Below are 18,622 nucleotides of genomic sequence, written 5' to 3' on the forward strand. Positions count from 1 at the left end.
GAGGAGATATGACCGTGATTGAATTCGTAAAAGGCTCCGTCGCCTATGTGTGCGCGGAATATATAACGTTGGATGTTTCGGGCGTCGGCTACAAAGTACATGTGCCTAACCCGTTTTTTTATCGTGAACAAGACGAACATGTAATCGTGTTTACGCATCATTATGTGCGTGAAGATCAACAGACACTGTACGGTTTCCGCTCACGTCGGGAACGCGAACTGTTCAATAAACTGCTCGGCGTCAACGGCATCGGACCGAAAGGCGCACTCGCCATCGTCGCCTCAGGCGATATGGACGCGCTCATCGACGCGATCGAGACCGAGAACGAGAAGTATTTGACGAAGTTCCCGGGTGTCGGCAAGAAGACGGCGAAGCAGATGGCGCTCGATTTGAAAGGCAAGCTGTCCGAGCTCGCCCCGGATTACGTACCGAATACCGGACTGTTCGCTCAAGGGGCCTCCGAACTCGACGAGGCGTGCGAAGCGCTCGTCGCACTCGGGTATTCAGAGCGTGAGATCACCCGTGTCCGCAAGGAACTGAATTCAGAAATATTGACGACAGACGCTTACATAAAGCGCGCCCTGCAATTGCTATTGAAATAAGGAGGAGACCATGGACGAACGATTGTTGTCACAATCCCATCAACAATATGAAGACTCTGAAGAGTGGAGCTTGCGTCCGCAAAAGTTCGAGCAGTACATCGGACAGGAGAAGGCGAAAGGCAACTTGTCGATCTTTATCCAAGCCGCGAAGCTCCGCAGCGAGACACTCGACCACGTCCTCCTTTACGGTCCTCCGGGACTCGGAAAGACGACGCTTGCCCAAATCATCGCCAACGAGATGGGCGTCGGCATCAAGACGACGGCCGGCCCAGCCATCGAACGCCCGGGTGACCTCGCCGCAATCCTGTCGACGCTCGAACCGGGCGACGTCCTGTTCATCGACGAGATTCATCGCTTGAGCCGCACGATTGAAGAGATTCTCTATCCGGCGATGGAAGACTACTGTCTCGACATCGTCTACGGACAAGGCGAGATGGCGCGAAGCGTCCGCATCGATTTACCGCCGTTCACGCTCGTCGGCGCGACGACGCGGGCCGGCATGTTGTCGGCGCCGCTCCGTGACCGCTTCGGTGTGACGTTGAAGCTCGAATACTACGAGCCGCATGAGCTCGCCGCCATCGTCAGTCGGACGGCCCAACTGTTCCGCCTGTCGATCTCACCAGAGGCGAGCGGTGCCATCGCGAAACGTGCACGCGGTACGCCGCGGATCGCCAACCGGCTGTTGCGCCGGGTTCGTGATTTTGCCCAAGTGGCGGGAACGAAAGAAATTGATCCGGTGCTCGCTTCAGACGCGCTCGACCGGTTGCATGTCGACGCCCTCGGGCTCGACGAAGTCGACCATCGGCTGTTACGGGCGATGGTCGAGCGGTTCGGCGGTGGACCGGTCGGACTCGAGACGCTCGCCGCGACGATTGGGGAGGATGCCCAAACGATCGAGGACGTGTATGAGCCGTACTTGTTGCAACAAGGTTTTCTGCAACGGACGCCGCGCGGCCGGATGATCACCCAGTACGCAAAGACGCATTTTGGCTATGAAGAGGAGTAACGATATGCAAGACATTCAATTGAACGTAAACGACTATGATTTTGACTTACCGGAAGAACTGATCGCCCAAGTACCGCTTCTTGACCGGACGAGCTCACGACTGCTCGTCCTCGACCGCGACACGGGCGATATCGAGCACCGTCATTTCCGTGACGTGCTCGACTACTTGCAGGCAGGCGACGCTCTCGTCGTCAACGACTCGCGCGTGCTCCCGGCCCGATTGTTCGGGGCGAAGCAGGAGACGGGCGGGAAAGTCGAACTGCTCTTACTCAAACAGACGGAAGACGATGTCTGGGAAGCGCTCGTCAAACCGGCGAAAAAAGTCCGAGTCGGTGCCATCGTCGAGTTCGGCAACGGATTGCTCCGGGCCGAATGTGTCGAAGAGCTGCCGGAAGGGGGACGCCGCTTCAAGTTCGATTACGACGGCATCTTCTATGAGATTTTAGATGAGCTCGGCACGATGCCGCTCCCGCCATACATCCGTGAACAGCTCGACGACCAAGACCGTTATCAGACGGTGTATGCCCGTGAACGCGGGAGTGCGGCCGCACCGACGGCAGGCCTCCACTTCACGGAAGAACTGCTCGCAGCGGCAGAGGCGAAAGGCGTCAAGCTGATCCCGCTCACGCTCCACGTCGGTCTCGGTACGTTCCGCCCCGTCACGGCCGATACGATCGAAGAGCACACGATGCACAGTGAGTATTTCGAACTGTCGGCCGCTTCAGCTGAAGCGCTCCGCGATGTCCGTGCAAATAACGGACGCGTCTTCGCCGTTGGGACGACGTCGACCCGGACGCTCGAGACGATCGTGCGCGACCATGGGGATTTCGTCGAGTCATCGGGCTGGACGGACATCTTTATCTACCCAGGCGTCGAGTTGAAGGCGATTGATGGGCTGATCACGAACTTCCATCTGCCGAAGTCGACACTCGTCATGCTCGTCTCGGCGTTCGCGTCGCGCGACATCATCTTGAACGCGTACCGCACGGCGGTACAAGAACGTTACCGCTTCTTCAGCTTTGGGGACGCGATGCTCATCACGAGGAAGGAAGAGAACAAATGACCAAACACGCAGTCACATACGAACATATCCACACATGTAAACAGACGGGAGCGCGGCACGGAATCGTCCATACGCCGCACGGCTCGTTCGAGACACCTGTCTTCATGCCGGTCGGCACGCAGGCGACCGTCAAGACGATGGCCCCGGAACAAGTCAAGGCGATGGGAGCGAACATCATCCTCTCGAACACGTACCACCTTTGGATTCGTCCAGGACATGAGGTCGTCAAACAAGCCGGCGGCCTTCATAAGTTCATGAACTGGGACGGCGCGATTTTGACGGACTCGGGCGGCTTCCAAGTCTTCTCGCTCGCCGACCTTCGCAACATCCAAGAAGAAGGCGTCCATTTCCGCAACCACTTGAACGGCGACAAGTTGTTCTTGTCACCGGAGAAGGCGATGGAGATTCAAAACGCGCTCGGTTCGGATATCATGATGGCGTTCGACGAATGCCCGCCATTCCCGGCGACGCATGAATACATGAAGAAATCGGTCGAGCGGACGAGCCGTTGGGCAGAGCGTTGCCTCACGGCACACGAACGTCCGGAAGACCAGGCGTTGTTCGGTATCATCCAAGGCGGCGAGTACGAAGATCTCCGTCGTCAAAGTGCGGCCGACCTCGTCTCGCTTGATTTCCCAGGTTATGCCGTCGGTGGATTATCGGTCGGTGAACCGAAAGACGTCATGTACCGCGCACTCGAGTTCACGACACCGTTCATGCCGGAGAACAAGCCGCGCTATTTGATGGGCGTCGGTTCACCGGATGCGTTGATCGAAGGCTCGATTCGCGGCATCGACATGTTCGACTGCGTCTTGCCGACCCGGATCGCCCGCAACGGGACGCTTATGACATCGAAAGGCCGCGTCACGATCAAACATGCGAAACATAAGACGGATTTCGGACCAATCGACGAGAAGTGCGATTGCTACACGTGTAAGAACTATTCGCGCGCGTACGTGCACCACTTGATTCGCGCCGACGAGATGTTCGGGCTTCACCTCTGTTCGACACACAACCTTCACTTCCTCGTGAACTTGATGAGTCAAGTACGTCAAGCCATCCGCGAAGACCGTCTCTTGGACTTCAAGGAAGAGTTTTTCGAAGAATATGGGTATAACAAACCAAACGCCAAGAATTTCTAAATTGTTCTGACAGCGATTATGTGACAACGTTTCAGTTTCACGGTATAATGAACCTGATATTGAAGGAAAGGGTGAATTTTACGCATGGAAACTCTCGTAGCACTATTACCGATGATCCTTATTTTCGTCGTGTTCTACTTCTTGTTGATCCGTCCGCAGACGAAACGTCAGAAAGAAGTACAATCGATGCAAAACGCGCTTGAGCGTGGGGATCACGTCGTAACAATCGGCGGCCTTCACGGCGTCGTCCACCAAATCGAAGATACACAAGTCACATTGAAATGTGACCAGTCACTCCTCAAGTTCAATCGCAGTGCGATTGCTGAAGTGACGAAAAAAGGCAACTCATCATTCGCCGAGTAACCAAACAACGCCTGACCATCACTGGTCAGGCGTATTTTTTTTGTCATACTTTGAAAAATGATTTATTTTTGACAAACTTCGTCAATCCGACGAATCATCCACCTGTTTTCCAAAAATCAAATTGAATCGTGAAAACGTTTGCATTATCGTCAAGTTGAGAAGAATTGGAAAGAAGGAGAAGAAGACATGGATGTGAAACGATTGCTACGCCCACTCAAAAAATGGAAGGTACGACGTCGCCCTGACCGCGTGAAAGGACGCTCGTCGATGCGCCGTAAGATGGCGATGGCGCTCGTGCCGACACTGATCGCTTTATTGATCGTCGGTGCGCTCGGCTCGTATCAATTACAGAACGCGACGTCAGAGTATGACCGCGTCTTGAACGAGCGGCTCCAAGATATGCTCGTCGCCGAAGATTTGGCGTTGACCGTGACCGATGCCGAGCGTTATTTGAACTACTACCTGCTCGTCTCGAACCCGAAAACGTTGATTAGCCTTGAGGCTTCCCAAACGAAACGGGACGAATTGATGAATACGCTCCAACAGTCGACAGAAGATCCGAAAGTGCTCGCCTGGCTTGATGATCTCGAGAAGTTCAATCAACATCTCGACACGGAGATGGCGCGCGTCATCGACCTCCGTCAACAACAAGACGAGATCGGATACAAGACGGTGCTCAATACGAGTGTGACACCGACGACGGATCGTGTCCGAATGACGGTGACCGACCTCGTCACGTATCAAGGCGAAGCGCTCGCCGCTGAGTCGGAAGCGGTCCAGGCGAGTGCCGGGCAATCGATCATCTGGATGATCGTCATCAGCATCATCGGCGTCGCTGTCGGTCTACTTTCACTAGTAGCCCTCCAAAAGCTGTTCTTGAAGCCGATCAATCGACTCGTCAGCGAAGCGCGCGTCGTTGCCGAGGGAGACTTGACCGGAGACGATATCGAGGTCGGTTCAAACGATGAGCTCGGTGACCTCGTCACGGCGTTCAACGATATGAAACGGAACCTCGTCGGCCTGATTCGCCAAGTCGGTGCAGCCTCGGATAAAGTGACGGCCTATTCGGAAGAGCTGTACGCCAGTACGGACCATGTCGCCACGACGACGCAAGGTGTAGCCGGTCTATTCGAACAGATGAACCTTGCCGCCCAAGTGTCGGCGAAACGGGCCGAAGAAGGGACGTCCGGCGTCAATCAAGCCGTCGTCGGCTTGAACCAAATCGCCGCTGCCTCGCAAGGCGTGAACGAGCAGACGATTCATACACTCGAAGCGGCGAGTGGGGGACTGGAGACAATTCAGTTGGCCGAGCAGCAGATGCGGGAGATTCAACAAGCGAACGACTTGACGCAACAGATGGTCGAGCGCTTATCGAATCAATCGCTCGAGATCGAGAAAATCACGCGTTCGATCACCGCCATCACGGAACAGACGAACCTGCTAGCCCTAAACGCCGCGATTGAAGCGGCCCGGGCCGGTGAACACGGGAAAGGGTTTGCCGTCGTCGCGGCCGAGGTCCGAAAACTCGCCGAAGAGTCGAAACAGTCGGCCAAACAGATTCAAGCGGTCGTCGCCGACATTCAGCGCGACACGTCGGAAGTAGAAGCGGCGTTCGACGTCACAAGCCAGCATGTGACGAGCGGCGTCACCCAAATGGGAGAAGTCGCCGGTGCGTTCCGTGAGATCGTCTCTGTCATTCAAGAGACGTCTCGTCAAATGAGTGAGATCGCGGCGGCGACGGAAGAAGTGAGCGCGAACACGACCGAGGTAGCGGTCTCGGTCGAGGATATGTCGACGAATGCCGTGTCGACGCAACGAAGCGTGGAAGAAGCAGGCGCGAACGTCGAAGAACAGCTCGCCGCCATTCAAGAAATCAACGGCATCGCCGAGACGATGAGCCATATGTCCGTCGAGTTGAAAGATCTTGTTCATTTATTCAAGGCATGAAAACAGCGTCTCCTCGACAATCGGGGAGACGCTGTTTCGGTTACATTAACAAAATCAGACTGGCTGCCATGACCATCATACCGGCGACCATGCCGTACACCGCATGGTGGGCCCGTCCGTATTCACGGGCAGCTGGGAGTAACTCGTCGAGCGAGATGAACACCATGATGCCGCCGACGCCTGCGAACAAGAGGCCGAACACCGTGTCACTCAAGAATGGCATCAAAAGAAGGAAACCGACGACCGCTCCGAGCGGTTCGGCAAGTCCGGACAAGAAGGACAGTTTCAGCGCCTTCTTCCGAGAACCGGTCGCATAATAGATTGGGACCGAGACGGCGATGCCTTCCGGAATGTTGTGTAATGCGATGGCGATGGCGATGGCGAGACCGACCGCCGGGTCATCGAGGGCCGAGATAAACGTGGCCAAACCTTCCGGAAAGTTATGGATGGTGATGGCGAGCGCCATGAACAGACCCATTTTATGAAGCCGTTGTTTCGTCTCTTGGTTCAATGGGACACGTTCGGTCGCCGTCGTCGCAAGTTCCTGGGACGACGGGTCGTTTTGCATCGTCTCGACAAATTTGACTTCGTGTGGGTTTTCCGGAGACGGGATGAACTTGTCGATCAAGGCGATCAACAACATCCCGCCGAAGAAGGCGAGGACGGTATAGAGCGTCCCGGTCTGCTCTCCGTGGGCCCCGACGAGTTCATCGAGCGCTTTCGGAAAAATCTCGATAAAGGATACGTAAATCATGACCCCGCCTGAGAAGCCAAGGGATACCGACAAGAATGCCGTGTTGGTCCGTTTGGCGAAGAAGGCGATCATACTTCCTATCCCCGTCGCGAGTCCAGCGAACAGCGTCAGTAAAAAGGCATAGAGTATCGTACTATCCATTAGAAAGGACTCCTTTGCATGTAGTGTGTAAGTTGATAATCACATCATAGCTCAAGTTTTGCCCTAATGCAACTTTTAGTCGCAAGTGCAAAAAAGCGTGGGAAATCAACGTGTGGGTGTTACAATTTCAGGAAAACGATTGATAAATGTTTAGAATATTTGTAATGTTAACGAGAGAAGTTTTTTTACGAGAACATGTGTTTAGAAAGGAAATAGTCGTATGTACAAAAAAGGGAATATCGCGATCTTTGCGGTCATCATGATTGCAACGATTCTACTCGCCGTCTTCACGACACCTTGGGTCGAGAAGAACACGAACCTCGGTCTCGATTTAAAAGGCGGGTTTGAAGTGCTGTATGAAGTGCAACCGCTCGAAGACGGCGATGTCATCGACCAATCGGCGATGAATGCAACCGTTCGCGCTATCAACAACCGGGTCAACGTGCTCGGTGTGTCCGAGCCGGACATCCGGATTGAGGACAGCAACCGCATCCGCGTCCAGCTCGCGGGCGTCTCGAACCAAAACGAGGCGCGAGAAGTCCTGTCGTCGACGGCGCAACTCACGTTCCGCGATGTGGACGATAACGTTCTTCTCGACGGGAAAGACCTCGCACCGCGCGGGGCATCCGTCAGTTATAACCAACAAAATCAGCCTGTTGTCGAATTGACGCTTCAGTCAGCGGAGAAATTCGGTGAAGTCACGTCGCAAATCGCGCAACGTCAGCCACCAGAAAACCGCCTCGTCATCTGGCTCGATTATGAGGAAGGCGACACGTACGAAGAAGAGATCCAAAAAGAGAACTCGAAAATCGTATCGGATGCGTCGGTCACTGGACCAATCATTTCGGATAAAGCGATCATCTCAGGTGGCGGCATCGACGCCGAGAGCGGTCAACGCCTGGCAGACATCTTGAACGCCGGGGCACTCCCGGTCAAACTTGAAGAGATTTACTCGACGTCGGTCTCGGCCCAATTCGGTCAAGATGCACTTGAGAAGACTGTATTCGCTTCGGTCATCGGTGTCGTCGCTATCTTCTTGTTCATGTTGTTCTTCTATCGTTTACCCGGTCTCGTCTCGATCATCACGCTCATTTTGTATATCAATTTGATTATGTTGTTCTTTAACGGCATTAACGCCGTCTTGACGCTCCCAGGGATTGCCGGTCTCGTTCTCGGTATCGGTATGGCAGTCGATGCCAACATCATCACGGCCGAACGAATTAAAGACGAACTCCGCTCAGGGAAGTCGGTCCTATCGGCGTTCCGTGCCGGTAACCGTCGCTCGCTCAGTACGATCATCGATGCCAACTTGACGACGCTCATCTCGGCAGCGGTCTTGTTCTATTTCGGAACGAGTTCCGTCAAAGGGTTCGCGCTCATGCTCATGATCTCGATCGCGATGACGTTCATCTCGAACGTCTTCATCTCGCGCTATTTGATGCACCTCCTCGTCGCAAGTCGTCTCTTCGACAAGCGCAAAGGCTGGTTTGGTGTGAAGGAGAGTGAAATCCGTGAACTTTAAGCTCACTGAATTAAACTATATTAAACCGATGCGCACGTTGTTCCTCATCTCATGTGCCGTCGTCATCATCGGACTCGGGATCTTGTTCTTCCGCGGCTTGAACCTCGGAATCGACTTCGCGTCTGGAACGCGGGTCGAAGTCCAGACCGAGTCGCAAGTGTCGCAAGACGATTTAGCGGCCGCCTTCACCGAGGCAGGCGTGGATGAAGACATTTCGTCCGTTCAATATGCAGAAGGCGGGACGCTCGCGAACGTGACGTTCGTCGGGCAGCTCACTCAAGATGAAGTCGCTTCGGTGAAGACCGTATTCACGGAGACGTTCGGGAACGACCCGAACATCAGCACCGTCTCAGCCGAAGTCGGTCGAGACATCGCCCGTAACGCGATTTACGCCGTCTCGCTCGCATCGCTAGGGATTATCTTGTATATCACGTTCCGCTTCCAATTCTCTTACGGTGTCGCCACCGTCGTCGCCATGCTCCACGATGCGTTCTTCATGCTTGTGGCGTTCTCGATTTTTGGCATCGAGGTCAACTTGTACTTCGTCGCCGCGATCTTGACGATTATCGGGTATTCGGTCAACGATACAATCGTTACGTTCGACCGGGTGCGCGAGAACATCCAAGCGTATGAGAAAGAACGAAAGATCAAGACGATGGACGAGTACCGTATGCTCGTGAACAAAGCGATTCAAGAGACTATCGTTCGCTCGATCAACACGGTCGTCACTGTATTGTTCACCGTCATCGCCTTGTACATCTTTGGTGCCGAATCGATTCGCGGCTTCTCGCTCGCGCTTCTCGTCGGTCTCATCATGGGAATGTACTCGTCGATCTTCATCGCTTCGTACCTTTGGTTGCTCATCAAAGGCATGTCGCTCAACAAAAAGAAATCAGCTGCCCTAGAGGCGTAACCACTGGTCTCCCGAGTCAATCGGGGGACCTTTTTGAATGTCAAGACGGCACTTCACTCGCTCGTTCTGATATAATCTACAATTGATTGGAGTGAGGCATTATGTATCATGCGAAGAAACGTTGGGTGTATCCGGAGATGGATACGGCCGCGGTTGAACAGTTACAGACAGAATTGAATATATCGGAGCAACTCGCGACGCTCCTCACACAACGGGGGCACCGCGACGTCGAGGCGGCCAAGGCGTTTTTATACGTCGAGGATGAATTGACGTTCCACGACCCGTTTTTATTTGAACAGATGCCAAAAGTCGTCGAACGTGTGAAACGGGCGGCCGACGAAGGCGAGATGGTGCTCATATATGGTGACTATGACGTCGATGGTGTCAGCGCCTCGGCCGTCATGTGGCACGCCTTGACCGAGATTGGCGTCATGGCGGAATGCTATATCCCGAACCGGTTCACCGAAGGATATGGGCCGAACAAAGAGGCGTTCAGCTGGGCCGCCGGTGAAGGGTTCACCCTCATCATCACGGTCGACTGCGGCATCTCGGGGATTGAAGAAGCGGCGCTCTTGAAAGAGCTCGGTGTCGATTTGATCATCACCGATCACCACGAACCGAAAGAGACGTTACCGGATGCATTCGCTATCATCCATCCTCATATCGACCCGTCGTATCCGTATGACAAACTCGCCGGGGCAGGCGTCGCCCTCAAAGTGGCGCACGCCGTGCTCGACCGGATGCCGGACGAGCTTCTCGACTTGGCCGTCCTCGGCACGATTGCCGATCTCGTCCCGCTCGACGGGGAGAACCGTTTGCTCGCGAAGCTTGGTCTGAAAGCGCTCGATGACTCAAAACGTCCAGGCATTCTCGCGCTCCGCGAAGTGTGCGCGTTGACGGACGGGACATTGAACGAAGAGTCGGTCGGTTTTGCGTTTGGACCGCGCATCAACGCCGCCGGTCGTCTTGACTCAGCGATGCCGGCGCTCCAAATGTTGCTCGCCGAGAGCGTCGAGGAAGCACTCGAACTGGCGAAGCAGCTCGACAAACAGAACAAAGAACGTCAAGACATCGTCAAGACAATCGCCAAAGAAGCGACGGAACTCGTCGAGGCCTCGATGTCGGACGATCGCGTTCTCGTCGTCGCCAGCGAACGATGGAATCCGGGTGTCGTCGGGATTGTCGCCTCACGACTCGTCGAGGCGTACTATCGTCCGGTCATCCTGTTGTGCCACGACCCGAAAACAGGGAAGGCGAAGGGGTCGGGCCGTTCGATCGACGGTTTCGACTTGTTCAAAGAACTGTCGAAAAATGAAGACATCTTGCCGCACTTCGGCGGACACCCGGCCGCAGCCGGGATGACCTTGTTATCGGAGAACGTGGCCGAACTGCGCCGGCGTCTGAACGAACAAGCCGAATCGATTCCGGACGAGACGTTCGTTGCCCGCGTGAACGTCGACTTGAAACTTGACGTGAACGACGTGTCGCTCGACTTGATTGCAGAGATCGGCAAGCTCGCCCCGTTCGGGATGGGCAATCCATCACCGCGCGTCGTCGTAGCGGATGCGCGGCTGCGTGACATTCGTCAAATCGGACGCGACAATACCCATTTGAAAGTCCAGCTCGCAGGGGACAAACGAGAGCTCGACGGGATTGGCTTCGGCTTCGGCCACGTCGTCTCCGAAATTTCGAAGATGGCTAACGTTTCGGTCATGGGCAGTCTGCAGGTCAATGAATGGAACGGGATGCGCAAGCCGCAGCTCATGATTCAAGACATCCGTGTCGACGGTTTCCAAGTGTTCGACTACCGAGGCAAGAAAAACTCGCTCGACGAATTGAAACAGCTTCCGGGCGAGACGACGTCGTTCGTATCATTCCAAGGCCGGGACGACTTCCCGCTCCACGATCTCAGCACGCCGCTCAAACCGTTCGTCGTCCTGCTCGATTTGCCGGACGAGGAAGATGTGCTCGCGGACATGTTGACCGAAGACGTCGAGCGCGTGTACTGTGCGTTTGGACAAGGCGGCTCATTTTTTGAGAAGTTGCCGACGCGAGAAGATTTCCGAACATATTACGTCCATATGGCGACGTGCGAACGGAAAAACCTCCGCGAAAACTTGATTCGTTTGTCAATCGAGCGAAAATGGTCAAAAAATACGATTCAATTTATGCATCAAGTATTCTCTGAACTCGAATTTCTTGTTACAATGGAAGACGGACTGCCTGGAGTGAATCCAGAAGCGCCGAAACGTGATTTGACCGAAGCGCCGTGTTATAAGCGCCGGGTCGGACGAGTCCAACTCGAGGAGCGTTTCATCTATGCGTCGTTGGCAGAACTGAAAGAGCGGTTACAATCATTGCGATCGAACAAGATGCAGGAGGCTTACACATAAAATGGATTTCAAACAGCATATTAAAGAAGTAGCGGATTACCCGAAAGAAGGGATCAGCTTCAAGGACATCACGTCACTCATGCAAGACGGCCCGGCTTATAAAAAAGCGGTCGACGAGCTCATCGCTTACGCACAGGAGCGCGGTGCTGAACTCATCGCCGGCCCTGAGGCACGCGGTTTCGTCGTCGGTTGCCCGGCAGCATACGCACTTGAGCTCGGGTTCGTCCCGGTCCGTAAAGAAGGCAAGTTGCCACGTGAGACGGTTCGCGTCTCTTACGGACTCGAATACGGCACAGACATTTTGACGATGCACAAAGACTCGATCAAACCGGGCCAACAAGTCGTCATCTTGGATGACTTGCTCGCAACAGGCGGAACGATCGAAGCGACAATCAAAATGATTGAACAGCTCGGCGGCGTCGTCGCTGGGATCGGATTCTTAATCGAGCTTGATGGACTTGGTGGACGTGAGCGTCTCGAAGGATACGACGTGTTCTCACTCATCCGTTACGAAGATTAATCAAAGGGAAGCGATGGCTTCCCTTTTTTAAATAGTTTTTTAAGTAAAACAACCCACAACCTTTGACAGGTCGTCAGATTTTTTCGATAATAGTAAGTAAAATTAGAACAACCACGTACGTTAACTACTACCATGCTGCGACTTGTCCGAGTCGATTGGAGCGGTAAGAAAAAGGGTGTCGAATGTTATGACCAAAAAACAAATCGTAAGTATTGAGGACCTTCTCGACGCGCTCGGGGAGTATATGGGTGAAGACGAGATTGCCGAAGTAAGACGCGCTTACGAATACGCCAAACTGCATCATACCGGTCAGTTCCGACGTTCAGGCGAACCCTACATTCTGCATCCGGTCCAAGTGGCCGGTATTCTCGTTGATATCGGGTTAGACGCGACGACCATCATCGGGGCGCTCTTGCACGACGTCGTCGAGGATACGGACGTCACGCTCAAAGAACTCGCCGATGAGTTCGGTGTCGATGTGGCCATGCTCGTCGATGGAGTGACGAAGCTCGGTAAAATCAAATATAAATCGAAAAAAGAAGAACTCGCTGAGAATCACCGTAAAATGATTATCGCGATGGCAGAAGACGTGCGCGTCATTTTGATCAAGCTGGCCGACCGTCTGCACAACATGCGGACGCTTCAACATATGCCGAAAGAGAAACAAGTTCAAAAGGCGGAAGAGACGCTCGAAATCTTTGCCCCGCTCGCCCACCGGATGGGGATCTCGACGATAAAATGGGAGCTCGAGGATATCTCGTTACGTTACATCAACCCGCAGCAATACTATAAGATCGTCTCGATGATGAAACAGAAGCGCACCGAACGCGAAGCGCTCGTCACATCGGTCATCACGGAAGTGAACACCGTTCTCGAGGACGTGAGCATCGAGGCCGATGTCAACGGCCGTCCGAAGCATATCTACTCGATTTACAACAAGATGGTGAAGCATAAAAAAGAGTTCAATGAAATTTATGACTTGATGGCCGTCCGGATCATCGTCGATTCGATTCGCGACTGTTACGCCGTCCTCGGCATCATCCACACGCAGTACAAGCCGATGCCAGGCCGGTTCAAAGACTACATCGCCATGCCGAAACCGAACATGTATCAGTCTCTCCACACGACGGTGATCGGACCGAAGGGTGAGCCGCTCGAAGTGCAAATCCGGACGAAGGACATGCACTTCATCGCCGAGTTCGGGATTGCCGCGCACTGGGCCTATAAAGAAGGAAAGAGTGTCGCGACGAACGGGTTCGATGAAAAAATCGCCCATCTGCGCGAGATTTTAGAGCTACAAAAAGATACGACCGACGCTGAGGAGTTCATGGAATCGCTCAAAGTCGATTTCTTCAGCGATATGCTCTACGTCTTCACACCGAAAGGCGACGTCTTCGAGTTACCGAAAGGCTCGGTCCCGATTGATTACGCCTACCGCATCCATACCGAAATCGGTCACCGGATGACGGGCGCGAAAGTGAACGGACGGATGGTGCCGCTCGACCATAAACTCGAGACGGGTGACATCATCGAGATCATCACGTCGAAACACAGCTACGGGCCGAGCAAGGACTGGCTCAAACTAGCCGTCTCGAGCCAAGCGAAGAACAAGATTCGCCAATGGTTCAAGCGCCAACAGCGTGAAGAGAACGTCGAGAAAGGTAAAGAGCTCGTCGACGTCGAGATCAAGAAGCTCGGTTTCGAACCGAAAGAAGTGATCGATGACCAGTCGCTTGCCGTCGTCGTCGAGAAGTTCAACTTCGGGAACGAAGAAGAGATGTACGCCGCGGTCGGGTATCATGGCATCACGGCGGCGCAAGTCGCCCACAAGTTGACGGAGAAGCAGCGGAAAGAACCGAAACTTGAACTGTCGGACGCGATCAACGAATTGAAAGTCAGTCAGTCACCGAAGAAGAAGACGGCCGAGGCCGGCGTCTCGGTGAAAGGGATCGACAATATGCTCATCCGCATGAGCCGATGCTGTAACCCGGTACCGGGCGACGAAATCGTCGGGTATATCACGCGCGGACGCGGCGTGTCGATTCACCGGAAAGACTGCTTGAACATCATCAATGAGCAGCATCCGGAGCGGCTCCTCACGGTCGAGTGGGAAGCCGGGCAAGCAAAAGAGAAGAACTATAACGTTGACATCGAGATCACAGGCTACGACCGTTCAGGGCTCTTGAACGACGTGCTTCAAGCCGTCTCGGCGACGAACACGAACATCGTGGCGGTGAGTGGACGCGGAGACCAGAACAAACAGGCCCGCATCTCGATGACAATCTCGATTCCGAACGTGAACCATCTGCAAAAAGTCGTCGACCGGATTAAGCAAATCTCGGACGTGTACTCGGTCAGCCGAGTCATGATGACGTAACGAAAGGAAGATTTCAGTGCGTGTATTGTTGCAACGAGTGAAACAAGCCTCGGTCACCGTCGACGCGGAGACGGTCGGCCAAATCGAGGCCGGCTATCTGCTCCTCGTCGGGGTGACCCACGAGGACACCGAGACGGAAGTAAACTGGCTCGCCGACAAGGTGGCCGGGCTCCGTGTATTTGAGGACGCGGACGAGAAGATGAACCTATCGATTCAAGACGTCGACGGGAAAGTATTATCCGTATCACAGTTCACGCTGTACGGCGACACGCAGAAAGGCCGTCGTCCCGCGTTCACGCAAGCGGCGAAGCCGGACATCGCGGAACGGCTTTACGAGAAATTCAACGATCGTTTGCGGACGCACGGGCTCGTCGTCGAGACCGGGCAGTTCGGGGCGATGATGGACGTCGCGCTCGTCAATGACGGACCGGTCACGCTCATGCTCGAAAAAAACGCTTGACAGAAGCGGGCACGATTCGGCATCATGAACCATATAACCTAACACCTGCGATAAAGAAGAGTACGGTCACCCCACCAGCAAAGAGAGCGATGCCTAGGCTGAAAGCATCGACTGGATGATGACCCGAACGACACTTTGGAGGTGCTTCCTTGAACGCTTAGTAGGGGGAGCCGTTTCATCGGGCGTTAACCGATTTCGAGTGGCAGAGTTTCAAGTATTGGCTCTGCAACGAGGGTGGTACCACGGGAAACTTTAACAGGCTCTCGTCCCTTTGCGGACGAGGGCCTTTTTGTATTCTAAGGAGGGAAATTGGATGAAAGCACCACGCGGCACACAAGACCTGCTTCCGGGCACGGTCGAGACGTGGCAGTATGTCGAAGAGAAACTACGCGACATCAGCGCCCGTTACAACTATAAAGAGATTCGTACCCCGATTTTTGAAACGACCGACCTGTTCACAAGAAGCGTCGGCGAGACGACAGACATCGTCCAAAAAGAGATGTTCACACTCGTCAAGAAAGGCAAGGACGAGTATACGCTCCGTCCGGAAGGCACGGCCTCGGTCGTCCGCGCCTTTGTCACGAACAAGCTGTTCGGTAGCCCTGACCAGCCGACGAAACTGTACTACATGGGACCGATGTTCCGCTACGAACGTCCACAAAAGGGACGGTTCCGCCAACTGCACCAATACGGTGTCGAGGCGATCGGCAGTAGCGACCCAGCCGTTGACGCCGAGGTCATCAGCCTCGCCTACACGATTTACAAATCGTTCGGGCTTAAAAAAATCAAAGTCGTCGTCAACTCGCTCGGTGACGCCGAGAGCCGCAACGCTCACCGCGAAGCGCTCATCCGTCACTTCGAGCCGGTCCAAGATGAGTTATGCCAAGATTGCCAGACGCGGCTTCACCAGAACCCACTTCGCGTCCTCGACTGTAAAGTCGACCGCGACCACCCGTCGATGAAATCGGCACCATCGATTCTCGACTTCTTGAACGAAGAGTCGAAGACGTACTTCGAGAAAGTCCTCGCGCACTTGGACGCGCTCGGTGTCGCCTACGAGGTCGACCCGACGCTCGTCCGTGGTCTCGACTACTACACGCACACGGCGTTCGAGATCATGTCAGAAGCAGAAGGCTTCGGCGCCATCACGACGCTTTGCGGCGGTGGACGCTATAACGGTCTCGTCCAAGACATCGGCGGACCGGACATGCCGGGCATCGGCTTCGGGATCGGGCTCGAGCGACTCATCCTCGCTCTTGAGAACGAAGGAGTACTTCCTGAACTCGAGACGGGACTTGACGTCTTCGTCGTCGCCCAAGGCGGCACGGAAGTCGAAGTGACGGCGACACGCCTGTTGCAACTGCTTCGCAGCGAAGGCTTCAAGGCGGACCGCGATTACCTCGGCCGCAAGTTCAAAGGCCAATTCAAACAAGCCGACCGCTTGAACGCGAAGTTCACCGTCATCCTCGGAGACGATGAAGTCGAACGCGGCTCAGCTTCCCTCAAGGTCATGGCGACCGGGGAACAAGTCGACGTGCCGCTCTCGGCCGTCGCAGACAAAATTCGTGAACTATCGGAAGGAGCAGGACAATGATCGGACGCACACATATGAACGGCCGCGTGACAGAGTCACTCATCGGCCAAGAGGTACAACTTAAAGGATGGGTACAAAAACGTCGCGACCTCGGAGGACTCATTTTCATCGACCTTCGTGACCGCACAGGCATCGTCCAAGTCGTCGTTCGCCCGGAAAACGAAGCGGTGCACCAGCTCGCCGAATCGATTCGCAGCGAATACGTGCTCGATATCAAAGGGACTGTCCTCGAGCGTGAGAACAAGAACCCGAACATGCCGACCGGGAACGTCGAAGTCATCGCTTCAGAGATTAACATCTTGAACGCGGCGAAGATGACGCCGATTCCAATCGGTGACGAGGCGGAAAACGTCTCCGAAGACCTCCGTCTCAAATACCGTTACCTTGACCTTCGTCGTCCGGCGCTCCAAGAGACGTTCCGCCTCCGTTCGAAAGCATCGAACACGATTCGTAACTTCTTGACGGAAGAAGAGTTCCTCGAAGTCGAGACGCCGATTTTGACGAAATCGACACCGGAAGGCGCGCGTGACTATCTCGTCCCAAGCCGTGTCCACGGCGGCGAGTTCTACGCGCTCCCGCAATCACCACAACTGTTCAAGCAGCTCCTCATGGTGGCCGGGTTTGACCGTTACTTCCAAATCGCTCGCTGCTTCCGTGACGAAGACCTTCGGGCCGATCGTCAACCGGAATTCACGCAAGTCGATATCGAGACGAGCTTCATGGACGTCGAAGACTTGATGGCGATGATGGAATCGATGATGGCGCAAGTGATGGAGGCGACACTTGGTCGCACGGACACACCGGCCAAATTTGAACGGATGACATATGCGGAAGCGATGCGCCGTTTCGGATCAGACAAACCGGACACACGTTTCGGTCTCGAACTCATCGACATGGCGGAAGCTGTCACAGGTGCCGGGTTCAAAGTGTTCGACATGGCGCTCGAGTCGAACGGACAAGTGAAAGCGATCAACGTCAAAGGCGAAGCGGACAAGTTCTCGCGTAAAGACATCGACAAGCTCCAAGAGTTCACAGCCGTCTACGGTGCCAAAGGCCTCGCTTGGCTCAAAGTGACGCCAGAAGGCTTGAACGGACCGATCGCCAAGTTCTTCGACGAGACGTACGCTCAGAAATTGATGGAAGCGACGAACGCGGAAGCGGGCGACCTGCTCCTCTTCGTGGCATCAAAACCGACAGTCGTCGCCGACAGCCTCGGCGCGCTTCGCGTCAAGCTCGGTCATGAGCTCGGACTCATCGATGAGTCGAAGTTCAACTTCCTTTGGGTGACGGACTTCCCGCTCGTCACGTTCGAAGAAGAAGACGGCCGTTTCTACGCCAACCACCACCCGTTCACGATGCCAAACCGTGAAGACCTCCATCTTCTCGAAACGGACCCGGCGAGCGTACGTGCCCTCGCCTATGACCTCGTCTTGAACGGCTACGAGCTCGGTGGCGGATCGCAGCGGATTTATGAGCGTGACATTCAAGAGCGCATGTTCAAATTGCTCGGCTTCACAGAACAAGAAGCAGTCGATCAGTTCGGGTTCTTGCTCGAAGCGTTCGAATACGGCACACCGCCGCACGCGGGTATCGCACTCGGTCTCGACCGTCTCGTCATGATCCTCGCGGGTCGCTCGAACCTTCGTGACACGATCGCCTTCCCGAAAACGGCGTCGGCGAGCGACTTGCTCACACAAGCACCAAGCCCGGTAGCGGACGCGCAACTCCAAGAGTTGTCGATTCGTACAGCCGTGAAAGAGAAGAAATAACGTCTAGTCAAAAGGACCCGTCAATTGGCGGGTCTTTTTGCGTATATATGAATAAG

Annotated in this window: 13 protein-coding genes, 1 pseudogene and 1 other annotated feature; of the genes and pseudogenes, 13 read left to right on the forward strand and 1 reads right to left on the reverse strand. The window is 54.6% G+C overall.

Translation table 11 applies throughout. The annotated features are described in order from the left end of the window. The first annotated feature begins 14 nt into the window (after positions 1-14). The 6 genes from ruvA to KNP64_RS01075 all read left to right on the forward strand — a co-directional run bounded on the left by ruvA (position 15) and on the right by KNP64_RS01075 (position 6,123). Complete coding sequence (ruvA, locus tag KNP64_RS01050; protein WP_034776877.1) at positions 15-602, forward strand: Holliday junction branch migration protein RuvA; 588 nt, start codon at positions 15-17, stop codon at positions 600-602. Between the two features lie 10 nt (positions 603-612). Further along, positions 613-1,608: a Holliday junction branch migration DNA helicase RuvB gene (gene ruvB / locus KNP64_RS01055; RefSeq protein WP_034776878.1), complete on the forward strand. Its 996-nt coding sequence runs from the start codon at positions 613-615 to the stop codon at positions 1,606-1,608. A 19-nt stretch (positions 1,609-1,627) separates the two neighbouring features. Then, positions 1,628-2,671 (forward strand): tRNA preQ1(34) S-adenosylmethionine ribosyltransferase-isomerase QueA, encoded by a 1,044-nt coding sequence (queA, locus tag KNP64_RS01060; RefSeq protein ID WP_214762406.1) that lies wholly within the window; start codon positions 1,628-1,630, stop codon positions 2,669-2,671. Beyond that, positions 2,668-3,813, forward strand: a complete 1,146-nt coding sequence (tgt, locus tag KNP64_RS01065) for a tRNA guanosine(34) transglycosylase Tgt (RefSeq protein ID WP_214791613.1) — start codon at positions 2,668-2,670, stop codon at positions 3,811-3,813. Before queA ends, tgt begins: the two co-directional genes overlap by 4 nt. A gap of 84 nt (positions 3,814-3,897) precedes the next feature. Further along, on the forward strand, positions 3,898-4,176 hold the full coding sequence (gene yajC, locus KNP64_RS01070) for a preprotein translocase subunit YajC (protein ID WP_021066898.1): 279 nt from the start codon (positions 3,898-3,900) through the stop codon (positions 4,174-4,176). A 186-nt stretch (positions 4,177-4,362) separates the two neighbouring features. Next, entirely contained in the window at positions 4,363-6,123 is a 1,761-nt protein-coding gene (locus KNP64_RS01075) for a methyl-accepting chemotaxis protein (RefSeq protein WP_128122910.1), read from the forward strand. Between the two features lie 40 nt (positions 6,124-6,163). Here the strand turns inward: KNP64_RS01075 and zupT are convergent, their stop codons facing one another. Then, the gene (zupT, locus tag KNP64_RS01080) at positions 6,164-7,018 is read right to left on the reverse strand and encodes a zinc transporter ZupT (protein WP_214791611.1); all 855 of its coding nucleotides are present in this window, start codon (positions 7,016-7,018) and stop codon (positions 6,164-6,166) included. A gap of 220 nt (positions 7,019-7,238) precedes the next feature. On the opposite strand from zupT, the pseudogene secD reads away from it, so the two are divergent. The 7 genes and pseudogenes from secD (at position 7,239) to aspS (ending at position 18,566) form a co-directional block, all read left to right on the forward strand. Further along, positions 7,239-9,453 (forward strand): annotated as a pseudogene (gene secD / locus KNP64_RS14805) (protein translocase subunit SecD). 101 nt (positions 9,454-9,554) lie between these two features. Continuing rightward, a complete protein-coding gene (recJ, locus tag KNP64_RS01095) occupies positions 9,555-11,846 on the forward strand; it encodes a single-stranded-DNA-specific exonuclease RecJ (RefSeq protein WP_214791609.1) in 2,292 nt (763 codons plus the stop codon). Position 11,847: 1 nt separating this feature from the next. After that, positions 11,848-12,366: an adenine phosphoribosyltransferase gene (locus tag KNP64_RS01100; protein WP_034776883.1), complete on the forward strand. Its 519-nt coding sequence runs from the start codon at positions 11,848-11,850 to the stop codon at positions 12,364-12,366. A 244-nt stretch (positions 12,367-12,610) separates the two neighbouring features. Continuing rightward, positions 12,611-14,743, forward strand: coding sequence for a RelA/SpoT family protein (locus tag KNP64_RS01105; RefSeq protein ID WP_371743396.1), 2,133 nt, complete (start codon positions 12,611-12,613; stop codon positions 14,741-14,743). A 16-nt stretch (positions 14,744-14,759) separates the two neighbouring features. Beyond that, positions 14,760-15,203 carry a D-aminoacyl-tRNA deacylase gene (gene dtd / locus KNP64_RS01110; protein ID WP_138859728.1) on the forward strand — a complete coding sequence of 148 codons (444 nt, stop codon included), beginning with the start codon at positions 14,760-14,762 and terminating at the stop codon, positions 15,201-15,203. A 38-nt stretch (positions 15,204-15,241) separates the two neighbouring features. Then, positions 15,242-15,477, forward strand: a binding site (T-box leader). Between the two features lie 39 nt (positions 15,478-15,516). Further along, positions 15,517-16,797, forward strand: coding sequence for a histidine--tRNA ligase (gene hisS, locus KNP64_RS01115; protein ID WP_138859727.1), 1,281 nt, complete (start codon positions 15,517-15,519; stop codon positions 16,795-16,797). Further along, positions 16,794-18,566, forward strand: a complete 1,773-nt coding sequence (gene aspS, locus KNP64_RS01120) for an aspartate--tRNA ligase (protein ID WP_214791607.1) — start codon at positions 16,794-16,796, stop codon at positions 18,564-18,566. Before hisS ends, aspS begins: the two co-directional genes overlap by 4 nt. Positions 18,567-18,622: the final 56 nt, after the last annotated feature.

Source organism: Exiguobacterium sp. s64, from assembly GCF_018618035.1.
Lineage (GTDB): Bacteria > Bacillota > Bacilli > Exiguobacteriales > Exiguobacteriaceae > Exiguobacterium > Exiguobacterium mexicanum_A.

Coding starts and splice junctions, on each gene's coding strand:
- KNP64_RS01100 (WP_034776883.1), top strand. CDS start 11,848: ATGGATTTCAAACAGCATATTAAAGAAGTAGCGGATTACCCGAAAGAA.
- yajC (WP_021066898.1), top strand. CDS start 3,898: ATGGAAACTCTCGTAGCACTATTACCGATGATCCTTATTTTCGTCGTG.
- zupT (WP_214791611.1), bottom strand. CDS start 7,018: ATGGATAGTACGATACTCTATGCCTTTTTACTGACGCTGTTCGCTGGA.
- tgt (WP_214791613.1), top strand. CDS start 2,668: ATGACCAAACACGCAGTCACATACGAACATATCCACACATGTAAACAG.
- hisS (WP_138859727.1), top strand. CDS start 15,517: ATGAAAGCACCACGCGGCACACAAGACCTGCTTCCGGGCACGGTCGAG.
- ruvB (WP_034776878.1), top strand. CDS start 613: ATGGACGAACGATTGTTGTCACAATCCCATCAACAATATGAAGACTCT.
- KNP64_RS01075 (WP_128122910.1), top strand. CDS start 4,363: ATGGATGTGAAACGATTGCTACGCCCACTCAAAAAATGGAAGGTACGA.
- recJ (WP_214791609.1), top strand. CDS start 9,555: ATGTATCATGCGAAGAAACGTTGGGTGTATCCGGAGATGGATACGGCC.
- aspS (WP_214791607.1), top strand. CDS start 16,794: ATGATCGGACGCACACATATGAACGGCCGCGTGACAGAGTCACTCATC.
- KNP64_RS01105 (WP_371743396.1), top strand. CDS start 12,611: ATGGGTGAAGACGAGATTGCCGAAGTAAGACGCGCTTACGAATACGCC.